The organism is Verrucomicrobium sp. BvORR106, from assembly GCF_000739655.1.
Taxonomy (GTDB): domain Bacteria; phylum Verrucomicrobiota; class Verrucomicrobiia; order Verrucomicrobiales; family Verrucomicrobiaceae; genus Verrucomicrobium.
In genome coordinates this window covers 35,401-54,300 of the sequence record NZ_BATR01000114.1, presented here as the reverse complement: position 1 = coordinate 54,300, position 18,900 = coordinate 35,401, and the positions used below count along the sequence as shown (strand labels likewise).

The following is an 18,900-nucleotide window of genomic DNA, read 5'->3' as shown; positions in this document are numbered from 1 at the left end:
ACTTTTTGTTAGCTACAGGCCCGGCGGTTATGTCATAACACCCGCTGCCACGGCCCATCACGCACCCATCTCCCCACATGTACCCCTCCAATCCCTGGTTCTGGCTGGCTCTCCTCGCCACCGTTGGGCTCTACAAGCTCGAGCTTTTTGCCATCCTGCTCAATCTGAAATCCCTGGTGCCCACAGTGCCCGACAAGTTCAAGGAATGGATGAACCAGGAGCAACTGGAGCGCGCTCAAGAGTACGCCCGGGTCAATGCCCGACTTGAAGTCATCGAGAGCAGCGTGAGCGTCGGCGTCTTCATCACCTTCTGGTGGGCAGGCGGCTTCCACGCCATGGATCAGTGGATCCAGTCCTGGGGGCAGAACACCCTCATCACTGGCTTGGCCATCTTTGCCATCTTCGCGCTGGCGCAGTCACTCCTGAGCCTGCCTTTTGAGATCTACCACACCTTCTTCGTCGAGGAAGAATTTGGCTTCAACCGCACGACCGTGCACACCTTTATCCTAGACCGGATGAAGGGCCTTTTGTTGCTTACCGCTCTGGGCGCCCCCCTGCTCGCCACCATCCTCTGGCTCTTCGATCACGTGCCGCTGGCAGCACTCTACGGCTGGCTCATACTCACGGGCTTTTCCTTGCTGATGACCTTCCTCTCTCCCCGGCTGCTTCTGCCTATGTTCTTCAAGTTCCAACCGCTTCCCGACGAGCAGCTGAAGTCAGAGATCGTGTCCATGAGCGAGCGGCTTCAGTTCCCTGTCGGAGATGTCAGCCTGGTGGACGGCTCGCGACGCAGCGCCAAGGCCAACGCCTTCTTCACGGGCATGGGTCGGCTCAAGAGGATCGCGATCTTCGACACCCTGGTTGAAAATCATTCACGCGAGGAAATCCTGGCCGTGCTGGCCCATGAGATCGGCCACTCCAAGCGGAAGCATGTCCCCAGGCAGATTGCCCTCAGCCTGGCCACCTCAGCATTGATGTTTGCGCTGCTCCACTTCGCTGTTCACGATCCCCGTCTCACCACAGCCTTCGGCGTCACACCTCCTACCGTCGCATGGAGCCTTTTGTTTTTTGGCATCCTCTACCGACCGATCAGCACCGTACTCGGGTGGCTCACCTCATGGCTGAGCCGGAAGTACGAGTTTGAAGCGGATGCATACGCTCGCGAGGCGATGGGGGGCCCAGCCTCACTGAGCAGCGCCCTCACCCGCATGAGCCGCGACCACCTCAGCAACCCGACCCCGCACCCCTTCTACGTTTTCCTGCATTACTCCCATCCACCCGTCTTGCAGCGGTTGGAAGCGCTGGAGGGTAAAACAGCCAGCTGATTCTGAAAAAGCAGGTGCAGTTTCTGTAATTTTCTACGACTATTGCAAACACAAGACTCTTTGCACTCCCGCTGATTTAGGAATGAGCAACTCCGCCATCACCCTGCAATGCCCAAGCTGTGGAGGCATCTTCCTTACCTTGCAACAGAGCAGCGGCCCCATGGAGATCTGCCCGCACTGCGCAGTTTCCTCGCCCCGCAACCTGTTCCTGCCCGCTCAAGGCAGCCCTCAGCCTCGCAATCGGACCACGTTGCCATCCCGCCGCGCCAGCGGTGAGCCTCCCCGCCAGATACCTCTAGAACCCGAGCAGGCAGACATGGGCAGCCGAGTCCCTGCACCCGCACCCAGCCAGGAAGTCGCGCAATGGACACCCCCTGCCCCTGCCGTCACGCAACCTTGGCAGCCAGCACCTCAACTTGCCCCCCAGGGCATCCCGGGGACCGCAGACTTGGCGGCGCACCAGTACACTCCACCTTTTACCGCCCCCGCAGCGCCCGTTTACCCGCAGCCCGCGCCGTCTTACGTTGAGCAGGCAGCACCCGCCCCAGTCGCTGCCCCATCGCCGCCACAGCTTCCGGATTTGCAGTTCCCCGTGGTGGCATGGGATGCCCCGCCAGCCCAGCAGGCCGCTCCTGTCCCCGCCCCGGTTCCTAGCGCCTGGACCAGCCACCCGCAGGCGACGCCTGCAGCAGCCCAAGGGTTTCCACAACCCGCCGCACCCGCTTTTTCCCCAAACCCAGTCCCGTTCACGGCACCCGCTGCCGCGCCTGCGCCCGTCTTCACGCCAGCAGCACCGCCCGCTCAAGCACCCATCCCGGCATACGTACCGGCACCTGTTCCGCTTTCGGCCTCGCCCTTACAGCTCCCGCCTCCTCCTCAGTTCCCGGTGGAACAGCAGGCACTCGTTTTTCGCGACCCGAGGGCGGATTATGCATCGGCACCGACGCCCCCCGCTCAGTTCTCGCCGTTGCCCGCACCTCTACCAGTGCCAGAGGTGGCACCCGCACCGCCGCCAGCTTTCACTCCAGTTCCAGGTCCGCCTCATCCCTTCGCCATCCCGGGGCCATTTTCCCCTACTCCTGCCTCAGAGGCATCTGCACCACTACCAGCACCGGCGCCGACCCCAGAGGTGACCGCCCCGCCAGCATTTGGCGGACCTCTCCCTGCTTCCGTTGAGGCCCCTCCAGCAGCCAACCACACATTGGGCGGCCCTAGCCACCCTTCCGGTTGGGGGCCCGCCGTCCCTCCCGGGGCCGCGCCCCTGTGGCCCCCCGTGACGCCCGCCCAGTCAATCTCGACACCGGCTCCTCAGCAGATCCCCTCAGTCAATGTCTCGGCACCTCCCCTCTCAGCGGAGACGGGAGATTTCAATCCGTTGGCGAAACCCGTCGGAGCCCCCACGCCTCCCGCGAACACGCCCCTGGCATTCTTTGGCATTCCCGCTCGGGAGGAGTCACCGGAAATTCCTCGCGAACCAGCACCCGCACCCGTGGCAGCACCGGCCGAGCAATTGCCAGCCGTTCAGCCCGCGCCCTTCTCCTGGCCACCTCAGGCAGCGCCAGCCGCCCGCCAGACTCCGGCGGCCAATTCTCTGGGTTGGGCACCGGGAGCTCCTCCTATCACGAACACTGCCCCGCAGTTCGCGCCCCATCCAGTGCCCCCGGTCGATCCGGTCAACCATCCCCCTCCCACGTGGCCTGGGCTGGGGCTGGAAGGCAGCGATCAGCGCAGCCATCCCTTTGCCAGTCTCTTTGGGCGGGACGCCTCCTCCCCAACGGGCCAGGTCATCCCACCCTCTGGAGCAGAGAGCTCGACCGCTCCTTCCCCACCGGCGAAGCGCACCTCCCCAGTCTTGGTGATCCTATTGCTCGCCATCATCGGCGGCACCTTCTGGTATGCATGGAAGAATCGCGCCAAGCTGATGAAGCTGGCCCCCACCAGCCAGGCAGAAACCGTCATCCCCCTCCCCTCACTGGAGTTCGCTCCAGCGGCCACCCCGGAAGCCGCACCTGCCCCCACTACAACCGTCGAACCCGCCATCGATCCACTGGATGCCGCGACGCCGGATATCACCCATAACATCGCTGCCGCTGACCGCGCCGCCGTCCTCGTGAAGACCCTGGATTCGGCCGCCACCGAAGAGGACCGCCTGAAGGTCATCTACCGCGGCCAGGATCACAAAGCGGATGTGAAACGATTTTTCGACTCGATCGGCAATCAACTGAAGCCCATCCTCCTCGACCCCACCCCGGCAGTCGTCAGCCCCCTCCTGACTGGCGCCAAACTCCGACTCTTTCGCCTGGTGACAGCGACCTGCGCCAAGGGAGCCATCCTGCGCATGGAAGCGGGTCCAAATGACACCCAGCTTCTGGACTGGCCGCTCTTCATGCAGACTCACGAGCAGCATTTTGACAACTTCGTCAAATCGAACCCCACCCCAGATCAACGAAAAGCGGAGTGGTTCACCGTCCTGTGCAAACGCCGACACGATTTCGACCTCCCCAAGGAAGCTCAAGATGCTTATGTCTGCCTCGAGGCGCAGGGCTCCCTGTCACCAGAGGGCAGCACCGTGCTCTACGTCAACAAGGGCCTGCCCGCCGGCCGCCTGCTGGAAACCCACCTCAAATGGGCTGAGATCTACCTTGTGGACCTGCTCGTCGGGAAAGCCGAAATCGCTGGGACCACCACCCACGTTGTACTCGATTGCACAGGGACCGACACGGCTAGGAAATAGCTCGCTATGGAAATTTTGACAAGCTGGCACGGATAATGCTTGCATTATCTCTGAAGTGGGATTTTATGAGGTGACAACCCTCTCCCCACTATGTCCAGCCAAGGCCTTTTTCAGCACCAAGCGCTCAAGCAGGTCATCGGGCCTCAAATGCAGCAAAGCCTGCAGATCCTCCAGGCACCGGCCATGGAGTTGCAGCAGATCATTCAGCAGGAAGTCGCTGTGAATCCCGTGCTCGAGGTCGAGTCGCAGGAGGTTTCCATCGAACAGACGGCCCCTGAAGATCCGGATGCAGACATCTCGAACCTTTCACGTCTGGACGAGGAATGGAGGGAGTACTATGCGCAAAATCGCGCCCAGTCCGCTCCACGCACCTCTGACGATGACGAGAGACATCGCTTCATGATGGACTCCATCGTCGCGCAGACGACCCTTCAGGAGCACCTGCTGAGCCAGCTCAATCTGAGCGAAGTGCAAGACGCCAAGATGCGCGACATGTGCGAGTTCATCATTGGCAACATTGATGATGACGGCCTCCTGCACACCACGCTGGAAGAGCTGAGCCTCCGCCATGCCCTTCGACTGGATGAACTGGAGAAGGCCAAGACCCTCGTTCAAAGTTTTGAGCCTGCCGGCGTGGGTGCCGAGAACCTCCGCGAATGCCTCCTGCTCCAGTTGGAACGGCAGGGGCGGAAGGCAAGCCTCGCGTATCGCATCGTGGACCATCACCTCGCGGATCTGGCTCACAAGCGCTACACCCTGCTCTCCAAGAAGCTTGCCGCACCGCCGGACCAAATCAGCCGCGCCGTGGAGTTGATCGCGGGGCTGGATCCCCGGCCCGCTCAGGGCTTTGCCGTGATGCGCAATCACTACGTCACTCCAGATATCCATGTGGAGCGGCAGAACTCCGAGTTCGTGGCAGTGATGAACGCCAGCGACCTCCCGCACCTGCGCATCAGCAACGCGTACAAGGACATTCTCGCGCAACCCGAAACCGGCAGCGAAGCCCGCAGCTATATCCGCGAAAAAATTCGTGGCGCCAAGTTCCTGATCCGCAGCATCGCCCAGCGGCAGCAGACCATCCAGCGGATCGCCGCCGAGATCCTGAAGCACCAGCATGAGTTTTTCGAAAAGGGGCCCAGCCAGCTCAAGCCGCTGAACATGGCGACGGTGGCGGAGGCAGTGGGCGTGCACGAAACCACTGTGAGCCGGGCCATCGCTGGCAAATACATGGCCACTCCCCACGGGGTGTTTGAGCTGAAATACTTCTTCACCAGCGGGGTTCGCACCGAGGCCGGGGACGATGTCAGCAACACCGCGGTGAAGAACTCCATCGCGGAGATCATCAAGAACGAGCCGCCGCAGAAGCCCTATTCAGACGAGCAACTGGTCAAGCACCTCGGGCAACGCGGCATCAAGGTCGCCCGCCGCACTGTGGCCAAGTACCGGGAGGCCATGGGGGTGCTTCCGAGCCATTTGCGCAAAAGTGCGTGAGATGATGCAAGTTTTCTGTTTTCAGGGCACGGATTTCAGCGAAGGAGATGGTCGCCAGCCGCATCGGCGGCGCGTATCTCCCTCCTGACTCCCTGATTCTGACACTGAAGACCACCTCCCACATGATTTCCGAAGATCTCGTCCGCTCCACCTTGGCCACGGTCAAATACCCGGGCTTTTCACGGGACATTGTCTCGTTCGGTTTGGTCAAAGCCGTGAAGGTGGAAGGAGCTGACGTTCAGGTGGAGATCACCATCGCCACCCGGGACGCCAACATCCCCCGGCAGATCCACGAGCAGGCCACCGCCGCACTCCAGACGCTCCCGGGCATAGGCAAGGTAAAGCTCAACTTTGACATCAAGGAGCCCCCAGGCGCCGCCGCTGGCCAGAATGCCGTGCAGTCGGGCATCCCGGGTGTGAAGCACGTCATCGCCGTGGCATCCGGCAAAGGGGGAGTGGGCAAGTCCACCGTCTCCGCAAACCTGGCGGTGGCGCTCAGCAAAACTGGGGCTCGCGTCGGCCTCTGCGATTGCGATCTCTACGGGCCCAGCATCGCCTTCATGTTTGGCACCGATGAGCGCCCCTACGCAACGGATGACAACCAGATCGTCCCGATCGAGCGTTACGGACTGCAGCTCATGAGCATGGGCTTCCTGCTGGATGACGAGTCGCCCGTGATTGTCCGCGGCCCCATGGCCACCCGCTACACCCAGCAGTTCCTCCGCCAGTGCGCCTGGAACAATCTCGACTACCTCATTCTCGACCTCCCGCCTGGCACCGGCGACATCCAGCTCACCATTGTGCAGACCGTGGCCCTCAGCGGAGCGGTGCTGGTCACGACCCCTCAGGAGGTTGCTCTGATCGATGCCCGCAAAGCGGCCACCATGTTTGGGAAGGTCAACGTCCCCATTCTGGGCATCATCGAAAACATGAGCCACTTCGTCTGCCCGAACGATGGCAACATCTACCACATCTTCGGCAAGGGCGGCGGCGAGCGTGAGGCCAAGCGCCTGGGCGTGCCCCTGCTGGGACACATCCCTCTGGAAATTCAGGTCCGGGAGAGCGGCGATGGCGGCAAGCCCGTCGCGCTGGAGAACCCGGCCGAGCACCCTGCGAGCCAGGCCTTCCACGATGTGGCGAAGTCGTTGGTTTCCCTGATCCAGCAGCGTCATCCCTGATACCGGCCCATAGGGCAGCGCCCCGGCCCCGTTATTTCCCGCACCCTCGACACCCTCTCTTCGAATGGCAGTCCCTCTTCTCGACGTCAACGCCCAGAACCACCCTCTCGAGTCCGAATTCAACAGCGCCTTCCAACGGGTCTTCCGCACCGGCCACTTCATCATGGGCCAGGAAGTGACCGCATTCGAACAAGAGATCGCCAGCCTCGTGAAGGCCAAGCACGCCCTCGGTATTTCCTCCGGAACGGACGCCATTTTGCTGGCACTCATGGCGCTGGACATCGGTCCTGGCGATGAAGTGCTCTGCCCGGCTTTCACGTTCTTTGCCACGGCCGGTTGCGTAGCCCGTGCTGGAGCCACCCCGGTGTTTGTGGATGCCTGTCCGGCATGCTTCAACCTGGACCTCCGGGACGCACGAAAGAAGATCACCCCACGCACCAAGGCCATCGTGCCCGTGCATCTCTTCGGTCAGAGCGCCAACATGAATGGCGTCCAGGAGCTGGCTAAAGAGCACGGCCTCAGGGTCATTGAAGATGCCGCCCAAGCCATTGGCGCCGGCTACCGTGGTCGCAGCGTGGGCACCATTGGCGACTTCGGTTGCTACAGCTTCTTCCCCAGTAAGAACCTGGGAGGTCTCGGCGACGGTGGCCTGCTGGTCACTGAGGATGATGAGCTGGCCAAGAAGGCCATCTCCCTGCGCAATCACGGGATGAGCCCGAAGTACTACCACTCCCACATCGGTGGCAATTTCCGTCTCGATGCCCTCCAGGCGGCGTTCCTGCGCGTCAAAGTCCCTCACTACGCGGGTTACACCTCCAACCGCCAGAAGAATGCCGCCTTCTACACGGAACGCCTGAGCACCCTGCCGGGAGTCACGGTCGCTCCCGCGAGTGCCTGCGCCTGTATCAACTCATCCCCCACCGCGCTGCCTGAGGCCCGCATCACGTTGCCCCAGGCGCTGCCAGGGCATGATCACATCTGGAACCAATACACCCTTCGAGTGATTGGCGCGGGACAACGCGACGCCCTGCGTGATCACCTGACTGCCCGACAGATCGGGTGTGAGATCTACTACCCGCTCACCATGGATCAGCAGGCCTGTTTTGCAGACCTGCCCGCCACCTCCAAGGTTGGTTGTGATGTGTCCCACCAGCTCGCGGGAGAGGTCCTGAGCATCCCGATCTACCCTGAACTTAGTGGGGGGCAAAAAGAGGAAGTCGTCGCCGCCATTGCCGACTTCCTGACCACACAGTCTGCTGCATGATGTTCCAGAGAAAGGTATTGCCCGATCCCGCGGCCTGCTCCACGGTTTGATCCCACAAAGTCGATTTCATGAAAAAAGCACTCATCACCGGCATCACCGGGCAGGACGGCTCTTACCTCGCGGAACTGCTGCTTGCCAAGGGATATGAAGTACATGGCATCATTCGTCGTGCCTCGACCTTCAACACCAGCCGGATCGATCATCTCTACACGGACCCCCACTATGACAACACCCGCCTCTTCCTCCACTATGGGGACCTGACGGATTCCGTGGCCCTGGTGAAGCTGCTTTATGACCTGAAACCCGATGAGATCTACAATCTGGGCGCACAGAGCCACGTCCGGGTGTCCTTCGACATTCCGGAAAGCACCGGGGACATTGACGGGCTCGGCACCCTCCGCATCCTTGAAGCCATCCGTGAGACCGGATTGGTGGAAAAGGTCCGGTTTTACCAGGCCTCCTCCTCTGAGATGTTCGGCAAAGTGCAGGAGATTCCCCAGACGGAAACGACCCCCTTCTGGCCAAGGTCACCGTATGCTTGCGCAAAGGTTTACTCCTACTGGCTGACGGTGAACTACCGCGAAAGCTACAACCTGCACGCCAGCAACGGCATCCTCTTCAACCACGAATCACCCCGCCGGGGCGAGACCTTCGTCACCCGCAAGATCACCCGCGCCGCCACCCGCATCAAGCTGGGCCTGCAGGACAAGTTGTTTCTCGGTAACCTCGATGCCAAACGTGACTGGGGCTACGCCAAGGACTACGTGGAGATGATGTGGGTGATGCTCCAGCAGGACAATCCCGATGACTACGTGGTGGCCACGAATGAAACCCACAGTGTCCGGGAGTTCGTGGAAGAAACCTTCTCCTGCCTCGACCTGGACTGGAAACAGCATGTGAAGCATGACCAGCGCTATGAGCGCCCCGCTGAAGTCGAACTGCTCATCGGCGATCCCTCCAAGGCCAAGCGCCAGTTGGGGTGGGAGCCCAAAGTCCGCTTCAAGGAGCTCGTCCAGATCATGGTTGAAGCTGACTTGAAACTTGCCCAGGCCGAAAAGAGAGCCTTGCAAGTTTAAGGCTGGGAACCGAGGCAACCCAGATTCTCCCTTTTCGTCACAGAGCCGGTCCAGATGGGCCGGCTCTTTTGCTTTTCGTTCAAGCCATAGCTCAGACATTCACTTCAGAGGCCACTGGCGCAGGCAGCGATGCGGAGGATGGAGAATATCCTCTCTGCCGACGGGCCAGCCACTCGCCAACCCTCGGCGGGAAGCTCAGTGAACCGTCCTCATGCAGCATGGACAGGTTCACATTGTATGCGGGATCCGCTTCGCAATAGGACTGCCACTTCCGGCGGAGCAGCAGGGTTTCCCGCGTCGCACGCTCCTTCCCGAGGACCGTCCTCTCCTCTGCCCCTCGCGAGGCCGACTCATGGTGACTCATCTCTGCGAACGGGGTGTACACGTTGCGGTAACCAGCATGATCCAGCTTCAGACAGAAATCGATGTCGTTGAAGGCCACCTTAAAGTCCCCTTCGTCCAATCCGCCCACTTCCAGGTACTTCCGGCGCTCCACCACCAGACAGGCTGCGGTGACGGCGGAGAAGTTTTGGCAGAGATGAAGCCGACCGCCATGGGAGCGGTTCGAGCTCTCACATCCTTTCAACCAATGCCCGGCCGCACCACCCATCCCAAGGATCACGCCAGCATGCTGAATGCGGCCATCCGGATAGTACAGCTTGGTACCCACCGCCCCCACGTCTGGCCGCACCGCCTGGCTCACCATTTCCCGCAACCAGTCACGCTCGTGGATTTCAATGTCGTTGTTAAGCAGACAAATTACCTGCTCTGAACAGGCTGCGACCGCGCGGTTGTTCAGCAGCGAGTAGTTAAAGGGACCCGGAACTCGGATCACCTCCGCCTTGCCCTGGGCTTGCAGACTTGCCAGATAGTCCAGTGTTGACTCCTCGTTCGAGTCGTTGTCCACAATGACCAGCCTGAAATGAGGATAGTCCGTGCGGGCCAGCACGGATTCCACCGCAACCTCCAGCAAGTGCCGGAAGTTTCGCGTTGGGATGATGATGGCCACGGGCGGGGGCTCGGACAGGTTTCGACGCACCCGCAACTGCCCCGGATTCAGCTCCTCCACCGCCACCACTGACTGACAGGTCCGCGCCAGGTGATCCTCCACCACGCGCTGGCCGGCGCTGGATGCATAGGATTTCTGAGACACCCCGCGAGCGGTACTCCCCTCGATGCTACGCCAGTGATAGAGAATCTTGGGGATGTGATGGATGCGGTTCGGGCCCACCGCCTCGTAGATGCGCAGCGCAAGATCCCAATCCTGGGCCCCTTCGGTGCCAGCGCGGAAGCCACCCATGTCCCGTACCACCTCTGTGCGATACACGCCCAGGTGACAGATGCAGTTTTGGGCGAGCAGAAGGTCGTAGTTGAAGTCTGGTTTGAAGTAGGGGTCATAGCGAACCCCTACTTCGTCCACATGATCCTCATCAGAGTAGATCAGGACGGCGTCCGGCCTCGCGATGATCTCACGCGCCATTTCCAAAAGGGCATGAGGTCGCAGTTCATCGTCATGATCCAGAAGTGCCACATAGGGGCCGGAGGCCAGCTCCAAAGCGCTGTTAGTCGCCGCCACGATGTGCCCGTTGGCCGGCCTGAAGACGACCTTGATCCGCGGATCGCTGGCCGCATAACTCTCGATCACCTTCCGCACTTGGGGATCTGGTGAAGCATCATCCGCGATGCAGAGTTCCCACTTGGGATAGGCCTGGTCCAGCACCGTCTCGATCACCCGTTTTAGCCAGCGGATCGGCGTGTTGTAGACCGGCAGCAAGACGGAGATCACGGGGCCATTGACAAGTGCGTCGCCTTCTCGCTTCAGCTTGGCCAAGTCCTCCGGATGAATCGTGTCGTAATGCTGCACCCAAGTGGCGTAATCATGCCCAGGATCCTTTTTTTTCCAAGGCCACGCGATCCACGGCGCAGAGACCGGAAGCTCCTCGACCAAAACCCACTTCCCGTCGGCCCGCTTGCACTCCACCCGGATGACACTGCGACCGCGAGGCAGGTCCACTTCGATCAGGAACCCGCTCAGGGCAGCCTCAGTGTGATTCGGGTACCGGTAGCCCAGATAGGGCCGGGGCCTCTTGCGACGGGCCGTGAAAGTCTGCCCCCCAACCTTGGCACGCACTCCCTTAAGATGTTCGCCTGAGATATCGAAACACCAGCCGTGAATCGTCAACTTACGACTGTGAAGCTTCCGCTCCACAGGGAATTCGATGGCATGCAGCACAACTGGAGATTCAGGCATTTGGTCGCTCTCTACAGATCAAAGGAATCGCCGATTATTCGCTTCCCCCCTCGGCGAGTCCAGCGGTTTCAGAACGAACTCCCAAGGACAACGCCCCATCGATAAACGCAACGATAAGGAGAATTGCCGCCCCCACCAGGACCAAGCTTATGCCATTCCGTAGCAACCATTGTTTCTCCCGCTCCAGATGCCCTACCTCCTTGGGTTCGGTGAAAGCAAACCATCGGTCCGAGAAACGATCTGCTACCTTGATGCGGTAAGGCCGATACGGGATCTGCACCAGAAAACGCTTCCACTGGTCTCCAGGACGTTCCTCAGGCACCAAGCGGATCTTCCGGCGTCCTGCCACATCCTGAATCTCCAGTGAGGACCCTTTGGGAGACGGTGCTCCTGCCATCCAGATCTCCACCCACTGTGTCGCGGGATTGCCTGTGAACTCGAGCGTCATCTCCCCAGTGGCAGCATTGCCGGCTGATGGCAGGTAACTCCCCCAATAGGAGGGATGCGGAGCCGGATTGGTCTTCGCATCGAGCCCGCCATTCCGGACAAACGCTTTCTCATCGCCTGCCACGACTCGAGATGCCGGGAGCGCCTTGACGTCCGCGGGAAGGAGGCTCAACACCGTCTTTGATTCCAGGAACTTTTTCAGGCGATCCCCGTTGCTCAAAGGAGGCAACGGGTTTTCCTTCGATTGGTACAGCCCCCTGTCGTCACCTGAGCTAAGGTAGCGCCGAATGCTCACCGTGTGCTGATTCTTCAGCCAGGCGAGGTTCTTCGCCGCAGGCACCTGCACGATGAGGAAGTCCGCCAGCACTGCCCCCAGGATCAACACACTCCAGGCGATCAAAGCCCCGCGACTCATCACCACCCCCTTGGCCGGTTTCGACTCGGCTTTTGCTGCGACCGCCTGCACCAGAAGCACCGCCCAGGCAAAATTTGCCGCCAGGCCGCACAGGTTGATGGGGAAATAGCGACTGGTAATTACAGCCTCGGATCTGGCATAGGCGATAGCCAGACCGTGCACTGCCACCCAGAAGGTCAGCGCCATGGTGATTCGCACCCTGGAATCCACCCCCAAGCGCCTCCTAAAAACTGCGACGAGACCCACCAGAGAAGGTAGCTGCACCAGCAACCAACCCCAGCCTCGGCCGCCAGCGGGCCAGGACATGAACACAAACCAACCGCGCAAACGCTCCCACGAAGTAGGATGATGCTGGGGCGCCCCCTGTGTCGTCTCAGGGAGGTGGAGAGCCAACGCCGCGAACGCGAAGACCATGAGCAACCCCACACCCCAGACTTGCGCCTTGGCCCGAGCCCGCGGGACCGACATTGCCTCAAAAATCAACGCTCCGGCAACCGCCAACGCCGGAAAGAATCCACCCGCCATCGCGCCCACCCCCATGAGCAGCGGCAGCCACCCCAACCACCAGCGCGACGAGACAGGCCGAACCGCTCCAGCCATGACCCACAGAGCCGCCAGTCCAAACAGCCCCATCAATTGAAAGGAGTTCTGAAACCCGCAAAGCAGGTTTTCGTAGTCGATGGGTAACGCGCCCAAGATCAAGACCACCACCAGACAGAGCCGCACGGCGCCGCCCGTGATCTGACACAACAGTGCAAACAGGAGCACGGCAAACGCTCCGTGGAGCGCGGCAGACACCACCATCTGAAGGATGGGATCCCAGAGGCCATGCGCATCCAGCAGCGCGAGGAAGATCAGCCGCGGCAGGACAATCCGGTGCTCGTTATGGCGATCAAACAGCGTGCGCCAGTCGAAGTGCCCTTCCACCCACGGTGGATACAGCTTGCCTGCCTCAGCATCCCACTGGTCCCAAAAAGGAGCCGGGGAGGCCATGTCGTTGATCCACACGAGCCGCACGCCAAAGACGATGAGAAACAAGGCGATGCTCAGCAATCCGACTTCCCGGTACCTGGCAAGGCTCCCCACGATCGCACGTGTGCCATTTGAAGCGAACTCCCAGAAGCGATATTTCATGGATGGGCAGACGGGACAAGCCGGAGCCGGGCCATCATCCGCAGCATCCCCATCCAGGCAACCAACTTCATTGCCGGAGCGGAAATATCCCCCGGGCCGTTCCTGCAGGAACAGCCCCACCCCATGACGCGCAGGACGCGCCATGGATTCTACAGCGACTCACGCTCCACCCGGCTTCCCGAACGTCTCTTTCTTCAGCACCTTCGAGTTGCGCCCACTGCGGTCATACTGATCCCGCCGGTCACGGGGGAGAATGCCGGGGCCGACATCTCGGTACCCCATCTTCTCCTCAAAGAAGCGGGAGGCCTGGGTGCTGAGGGCGAAAATCCAAACCGCCCCGCGCTGCCGAGCTATGTCTTCCGCAAAGGCCACGAGTTTGCGCCCGTGCCCCTTGTTCTTGTGCGCCCGGCTGACGAACAGGCAGGCGAGTTCCGCCGCCTTCTCTTTTTCATCAGTCTCGTACATGTGCACCGCCACGGTGCCAACGAGATTGCCATCCAGTTCAAAGACGAAGAAGTCATTGATGCGCTTCTGCACCTGCTCACGGGACCGTGGAGCCAGGGCCGCATCTTCCACTGACTGACGCATCATCGACATGATGGAGGGGATGTCACTCACACGGGCCCGCCGGATCTGCTGATACTCGTCCGCATGGATCATGGTGCCCACGCCTTCGTTGCTGAACAGTTCAGCCAGCAACACTTCATCCTGGCGACCATCAATGATATGGACGCGGGCCACCCCTTCGCCACAGGCGAGCGCGGCATACCGCAGTTTTGAGACCAGACTGGGGTCCATGTGCGGATCCCGGCGCTTGGCGATCTCCCGGGCAAGCTTGATAGGCAGCTGAGCCAAGCGCTGGCCATCACTGTTCACCAGACCTTCCTCAGCCACAAAGATCACTTTGGCAGCATCCAACGCGAGCGCCGTCTCCACGGCTACCGCATCGGAGTTCAGCCGCAGGGTGGTGCCGCGACCATCGTAGCCAAACGGGGGCAACACCGGAATGATCCCCTCCTTGAGCATACCGATCAGCATCCGCGCATCCACCCGCTCGATCCGTCCCGTGTGCTCCAGGTCCACCCCGTCAATCACACCCGCGGGGTGCACGGCAAGGGCATTCGGCACGGCGACACGGAGCTCCAGAGCCGTAAGGTCCGCCACCAGCTCACTCGTGAGCCGGGAGATGGCGTCTGCGCTCACCTCCAGGGTGGCCGTATCCGTCCGACCAATCCCGTCGTCGCTGGAAAGCGTTATGCCTCTCGTCTGGGACAGCTCCCGGATCTGAAGACGGGAACCAAAGGAAATGACCACCTGAATATTCAGCGATTGCAAGACGGCAATGTCCTGCAACAAGCTGGTAAAGTTCGGCAGGCGCATCACCGCGCCATCCAGCGCGATCACAAAAATCCGCTCCCGGAACTGGGGAACGTATTGGAGAATACCTCTCAGGTCTTCGAATTTGCTCATTTCTCGGCTTCCCCGGAAGGGAGCGATCAACATTCACATGGAATTGCCGGGACACAAGCCCCGGGCATTAAAGGTTGCGGGTGGTGGGAGTGACATTCCCGACTCATTACAGGCCTATTCAGCCACCGTCTTCGCGTTCATCATCTCGATTCGCCTGGACAACGGGGTCTTGAAAAGGCAGGCCACAATCACCGTCACCAAGGTGCCCAAAGTGATGCGCCATGGGAAGGACAAGACAAAGGGTTCCGGAATGCGCAAGATTTGCTGAATCCCGAAGGGGTTGCTCAGGAACAGCACCGCCAGGATGCCACAGCTCATGGCCAGGAGGTTAGTCTCGTCCCGTCCCCGGCTCTTGGTCAGCACGGCAACGAGGAAAATACCCAACAGCGAGCCGAAGGTGAATCCCAGAATCCCCAACACGAGTGGAATGATCGCTGCCTTGGGATGGTGGGCCATATAGTAAGCCGTGCCCACACCCACGATGATGATGAGCACCGCGAATAGAACTGTGCTCCACCGCATCACCGAGATGCGCTGGGACTCTGGCGCATCGGCGGGCAGACGAGGGAGGATGAAGTCTCGCGAAAAGCTGGTCGCAAGCGCGTTGAGCGCCGTGCTGAGCGATCCCATGGCCGTGGCCAGGATGCCCGCCGTCACCAACCCACGCATGCCTGCAGGCATCTCCTTCATGATGAAATACGGGAACACTTCACGGCCCTCCGCTGGCATGCCCGAGTCAGGGTGGGCCTTGTAGTAGGCAAAGAGCAACACCCCGATGAAGATGAACGCCGACACGATTGGTAAATCCACGATGCCAGACAGAATGGTGGCAAACGCGCTCTGACGGCGGTTCTTGGCGGTGAGCATCCGCTGCACCGTATCCTGGTCGATGCCATGCGTCGCCATGGTCACAAAGGTGCTGCCAATGATGGCCGCCCAGATGGTGTACTCCGTAGTGAGCACATTCTTGATCCACGGCCATACACCGGGGTCCTTGGGTTTGGCAAAATCGAAGAACACCGGATCTTTGATCACCTGACCCACCGCCTCCATCCCACCAGGAATGCGCCCCAGTAGATACGGGATGGTGAAGGCCAACGCCGCGAGGAGCACAGCCACCTGAATGAAGTCCGTCCAGATCACGGCCCGAATGCCCCCCACTGAAGTGTAGATGGCAGTCATCAACGTGACCAGCACCACGGCACCGGTATAGAGCCAGAACTTGGTGTCCGCAGCCACCGGAGCTCCTGTCCAGAGCGCATAGGCAAGCACAATGATGATCGCCGATACATACAGCCGGGTCCCCATGGCCAGCACTCGCGTCACCAGGAACGTGACAGAAGCAAACTTCCTCGTCAAAGGACCAAAACGGGTCCCCAGAAACTCATAAAGGGAAACCACGTTGTGTTTGTAGAACACCGGGATGAACAGGAAGCTGACGATGATTCGCGCCAAGACCGTGCCGATGGCAAACTGGGCATAGCTCCAGTTCTGCTTCAGGAAGCCCGTCTCGGGTGCCCCCAGGAAGGTCGCCGCACTGATCTCCGCTGCGATGATCGAAGCCAGCACCGCCCACCAGGCCATCTCCCGGTCCCCCAGTGCATAGCTTTCCACGCTCTTGTTCTTCCGGCTCTGGGCGAGACCGATCCCCAGAATCAGGGCGAAGTAGAGCAGCAGCACCAGGATGTCCCACGTGAAATTCATGGGGGCGACGATGGCGTGTGGAGGCTGGATTGACAAGGCTTGTGAGGGAGTGACCGGATTTTTTCGATCCCCCGCAGATTTCAGCGGCTTTTCCCGGGCCGGTCTAGTGGGGATGCATCCCATCGGTTTCCTCAATACTCGTTCCCTTTTTATGTATTTAACAACCGAACTCCCGGGCAGGACGGTGGCGGCGTATGAAAACACTCTGCCGTTTCACACGCCTGTTCCGAGTCCCTGCCATTCCCATGGTAGCGGCCCTGGCCTTCGCCCTCACCTCTCCCACTCCAGTGCAGTCCGCTGGAGTACTCACCCCCAATGGGTCTCCCAACGAACCCCTCCGCCTGGTCGATCACCACGTTCAGGTCACCCTCAATAACGGCTTTGCCCGCACAGAGGTCACCCAGTCATTCTACAATCCCAACCCGCAGGATCTCGAAGCCGTGTATCGGTTCCCCCTGCCGAAGAGTTCCAGTCTTTCCGAGGTCAGCCTGACCCTCGGTGAGCGGGAGATTCATGGCGAGGTGGTGGAAAAGTCCCGCGCCAGGACCATCTACGAGGAGGAGAAAAAGAGCGGCAACGACGCCGGGATGGCTAAAAAGGAGACTTTCCGCGCCTACGAATTCCGGGTGACTCCCGTACGGGCCCAGCAACAGACGCGCCTGAGGCTCGTGTACTACCAACCACTGGAAATTGACACTGGCGTCTGCCGGTACTTGTACCCCTTGGAAGAAGGAGGCACAGACGACACCGCTGCGGCCAGCTTCTGGGGCACTGCCAACTCCAAGCTGGATGGCACCTTCAGCGCCGATGTGGAGGTCAAATCGGCCTGGCCCATTACCAGTGTCAGATTGCCAGGCTTCGATAGCGATGCCAAGACCAACAAGATCGCTGACGGTCACTACAAGGTGCAAGTCGAGCGCAAGAACCATCCGCTGACGAAAGACCTGGTCGTGTACTATCGCCTGGAAGACAATCTTCCGGGCCGGGTGGAAGTGATCCCTTTCCGGGCTTCTGAAAGCGGACCGGGCACCTTCATGATGGTGGTGACCCCAGGGCTGGACCTCCAGCCGCTCAGTCACGGGGCCGACTATGTTTTTGTCCTCGATACCTCAGGCAGCATGACCGCCAAACTGCACACGCTGGCCAAGGGCGTCAGCCAGGTGATTGGCAAGATGTCCAGCCAGGACCGGTTCCGCGTGATTTCCTTTGCCGACAGGGCCACGGACGTGACGGGTTGGCAGGAAGCCACGCCTACAAACGTCGAGCGGGCGCTCCAGCAGATTCAGAACCTGCGCTCCGCCGGCAGCACGAACCTGTATGAAGGCCTTTCCATGGCCATGCAAAAGCTCGATGCCGACCGCGCCACCAGCGTAGTGCTGGTCACCGATGGCGTCACCAACACCGGCATCTTGGACCCGGCTTCATTTCATCAGCTGGTGAAGTCACACGACATCCGCATCTTCGGCTTTCTCATGGGCAACAGCGCCAACTGGCCGCTGATGCGGACGGTGTGCGAGACCAGCGGCGGTTTCTATGCCGGTGTCTCCAATGACGATGACCTCCTGGGGCAAATCCTTCAGGCCAAAGGCAAAGTCCTGCACGAGTGCCTTCACGACGCGGAGTTCACCATCAATGGCGTGAAGACCCTGAACACCACGGGCAACATCCCCGGCAAAATTTATCGTGGACAGCAGCTGGTCATGTTCGGTCAGTATGAAAAGGGCGGCGATGCAGAACTGGTGCTGAAAGCCCGCCTCACGGGTGAAGACAAGGTGTACCGCACCACCTTCAAGTTTCCCGAAACCGACCTCGACAATCCCGAGATCGAACGCCTCTGGGCGCTGGATCAGATCGAACAATACGAACTCCGCGCCAACACCGGCAACCTTCCCCAGCATGAGGCTGACAACGCCATCCTGAGCCTGGGCTTGCAATATCAACTGGTCACGGACCAGACCTCCATGGTGGTGCTCAATGACGACGCCTTTGCCCGCCATGGCATTGATCGTCAAAACCAGGCCCGCACAGGTGCGGAGCGAGCCGCACACAACGTCCGTCAGGCCGCCCCCGCAGCCACCAACTATCGGGTGGATGCCGCGCAACCCATGACGCCCCACTCCGCCCCGAGTGTGGCCCCTCCCCAACGATCCTACAGTGACAACAGCACCAACAGCACCAACAGCAGCGGTGGAAGCTGGTTTCCCAAGATCGGAGGCGGTGGCGGCGCCATCTCCCCACAGGCACTGCTGGCGTTGGCACTCTTCTCGGGGCTGGCGCTCCTGAGCCTGCGCCGGGTGTCGGGCGTTGCCCGTCAGGAATAGGGCGTGGGAATCTCAGTCAGGGGAGGTGCGACCATGGTCCGCCTCCCCTGCTCTTCCTACAGTCTGCTGGCAACTTTTCTCCGCGCCCCC

The 18,900-nt window shown here is 60.6% G+C and carries 11 protein-coding genes; 7 read left to right on the top strand and 4 right to left on the bottom strand.

Annotated elements, in window-relative coordinates; translation table 11 throughout:
• Positions 1-77: 77 nt before the first annotated feature.
• The 6 genes from BV106_RS20715 to gmd all read left to right on the top strand — a co-directional run bounded on the left by BV106_RS20715 (position 78) and on the right by gmd (position 9,068).
• Positions 78-1,325: a M48 family metallopeptidase gene (locus BV106_RS20715; protein WP_038167773.1), complete on the top strand. Its 1,248-nt coding sequence runs from the start codon at positions 78-80 to the stop codon at positions 1,323-1,325.
• Positions 1,326-2,700: 1,375 nt separating this feature from the next.
• Complete coding sequence (locus BV106_RS20710) at positions 2,701-4,059, top strand: hypothetical protein (protein WP_038167770.1); 1,359 nt, start codon at positions 2,701-2,703, stop codon at positions 4,057-4,059.
• Positions 4,060-4,149: 90 nt separating this feature from the next.
• Complete coding sequence (gene rpoN / locus BV106_RS20705; protein ID WP_038167768.1) at positions 4,150-5,550, top strand: RNA polymerase factor sigma-54; 1,401 nt, start codon at positions 4,150-4,152, stop codon at positions 5,548-5,550.
• 122 nt (positions 5,551-5,672) lie between these two features.
• Positions 5,673-6,728, top strand: coding sequence for an Mrp/NBP35 family ATP-binding protein (locus BV106_RS20700; protein ID WP_038167933.1), 1,056 nt, complete (start codon positions 5,673-5,675; stop codon positions 6,726-6,728).
• Between the two features lie 64 nt (positions 6,729-6,792).
• Positions 6,793-7,992 carry a DegT/DnrJ/EryC1/StrS family aminotransferase gene (locus tag BV106_RS20695; RefSeq protein WP_038167767.1) on the top strand — a complete coding sequence of 400 codons (1,200 nt, stop codon included), beginning with the start codon at positions 6,793-6,795 and terminating at the stop codon, positions 7,990-7,992.
• Between the two features lie 68 nt (positions 7,993-8,060).
• Positions 8,061-9,068 carry a GDP-mannose 4,6-dehydratase gene (gmd, locus tag BV106_RS20690; protein ID WP_038167766.1) on the top strand — a complete coding sequence of 336 codons (1,008 nt, stop codon included), beginning with the start codon at positions 8,061-8,063 and terminating at the stop codon, positions 9,066-9,068.
• 91 nt (positions 9,069-9,159) lie between these two features.
• On the opposite strand, the gene BV106_RS20685 is transcribed toward gmd, so the two are convergent.
• From BV106_RS20685 to BV106_RS20670, 4 genes are all read right to left on the bottom strand, one after another.
• The gene (locus BV106_RS20685) at positions 9,160-11,319 is read right to left on the bottom strand and encodes a glycosyltransferase family 2 protein (protein ID WP_063767972.1); all 2,160 of its coding nucleotides are present in this window, start codon (positions 11,317-11,319) and stop codon (positions 9,160-9,162) included.
• A gap of 34 nt (positions 11,320-11,353) precedes the next feature.
• On the bottom strand, positions 11,354-13,459 hold the full coding sequence (locus tag BV106_RS20680) for a hypothetical protein (RefSeq protein ID WP_265595904.1): 2,106 nt from the start codon (positions 13,457-13,459) through the stop codon (positions 11,354-11,356).
• Positions 13,460-13,474: 15 nt separating this feature from the next.
• Positions 13,475-14,785, bottom strand: a complete 1,311-nt coding sequence (gene argA, locus BV106_RS20675; RefSeq protein ID WP_038167763.1) for an amino-acid N-acetyltransferase — start codon at positions 14,783-14,785, stop codon at positions 13,475-13,477.
• Positions 14,786-14,899: 114 nt separating this feature from the next.
• A complete protein-coding gene (locus BV106_RS20670; protein ID WP_051946119.1) occupies positions 14,900-16,489 on the bottom strand; it encodes a sodium:solute symporter in 1,590 nt (529 codons plus the stop codon).
• Positions 16,490-16,734: 245 nt separating this feature from the next.
• Between BV106_RS20670 and BV106_RS20665 the strand changes: the two genes are divergently transcribed.
• The gene (locus tag BV106_RS20665; RefSeq protein WP_051946118.1) at positions 16,735-18,810 is read left to right on the top strand and encodes a VIT and VWA domain-containing protein; all 2,076 of its coding nucleotides are present in this window, start codon (positions 16,735-16,737) and stop codon (positions 18,808-18,810) included.
• Positions 18,811-18,900 lie beyond the last annotated feature (90 nt).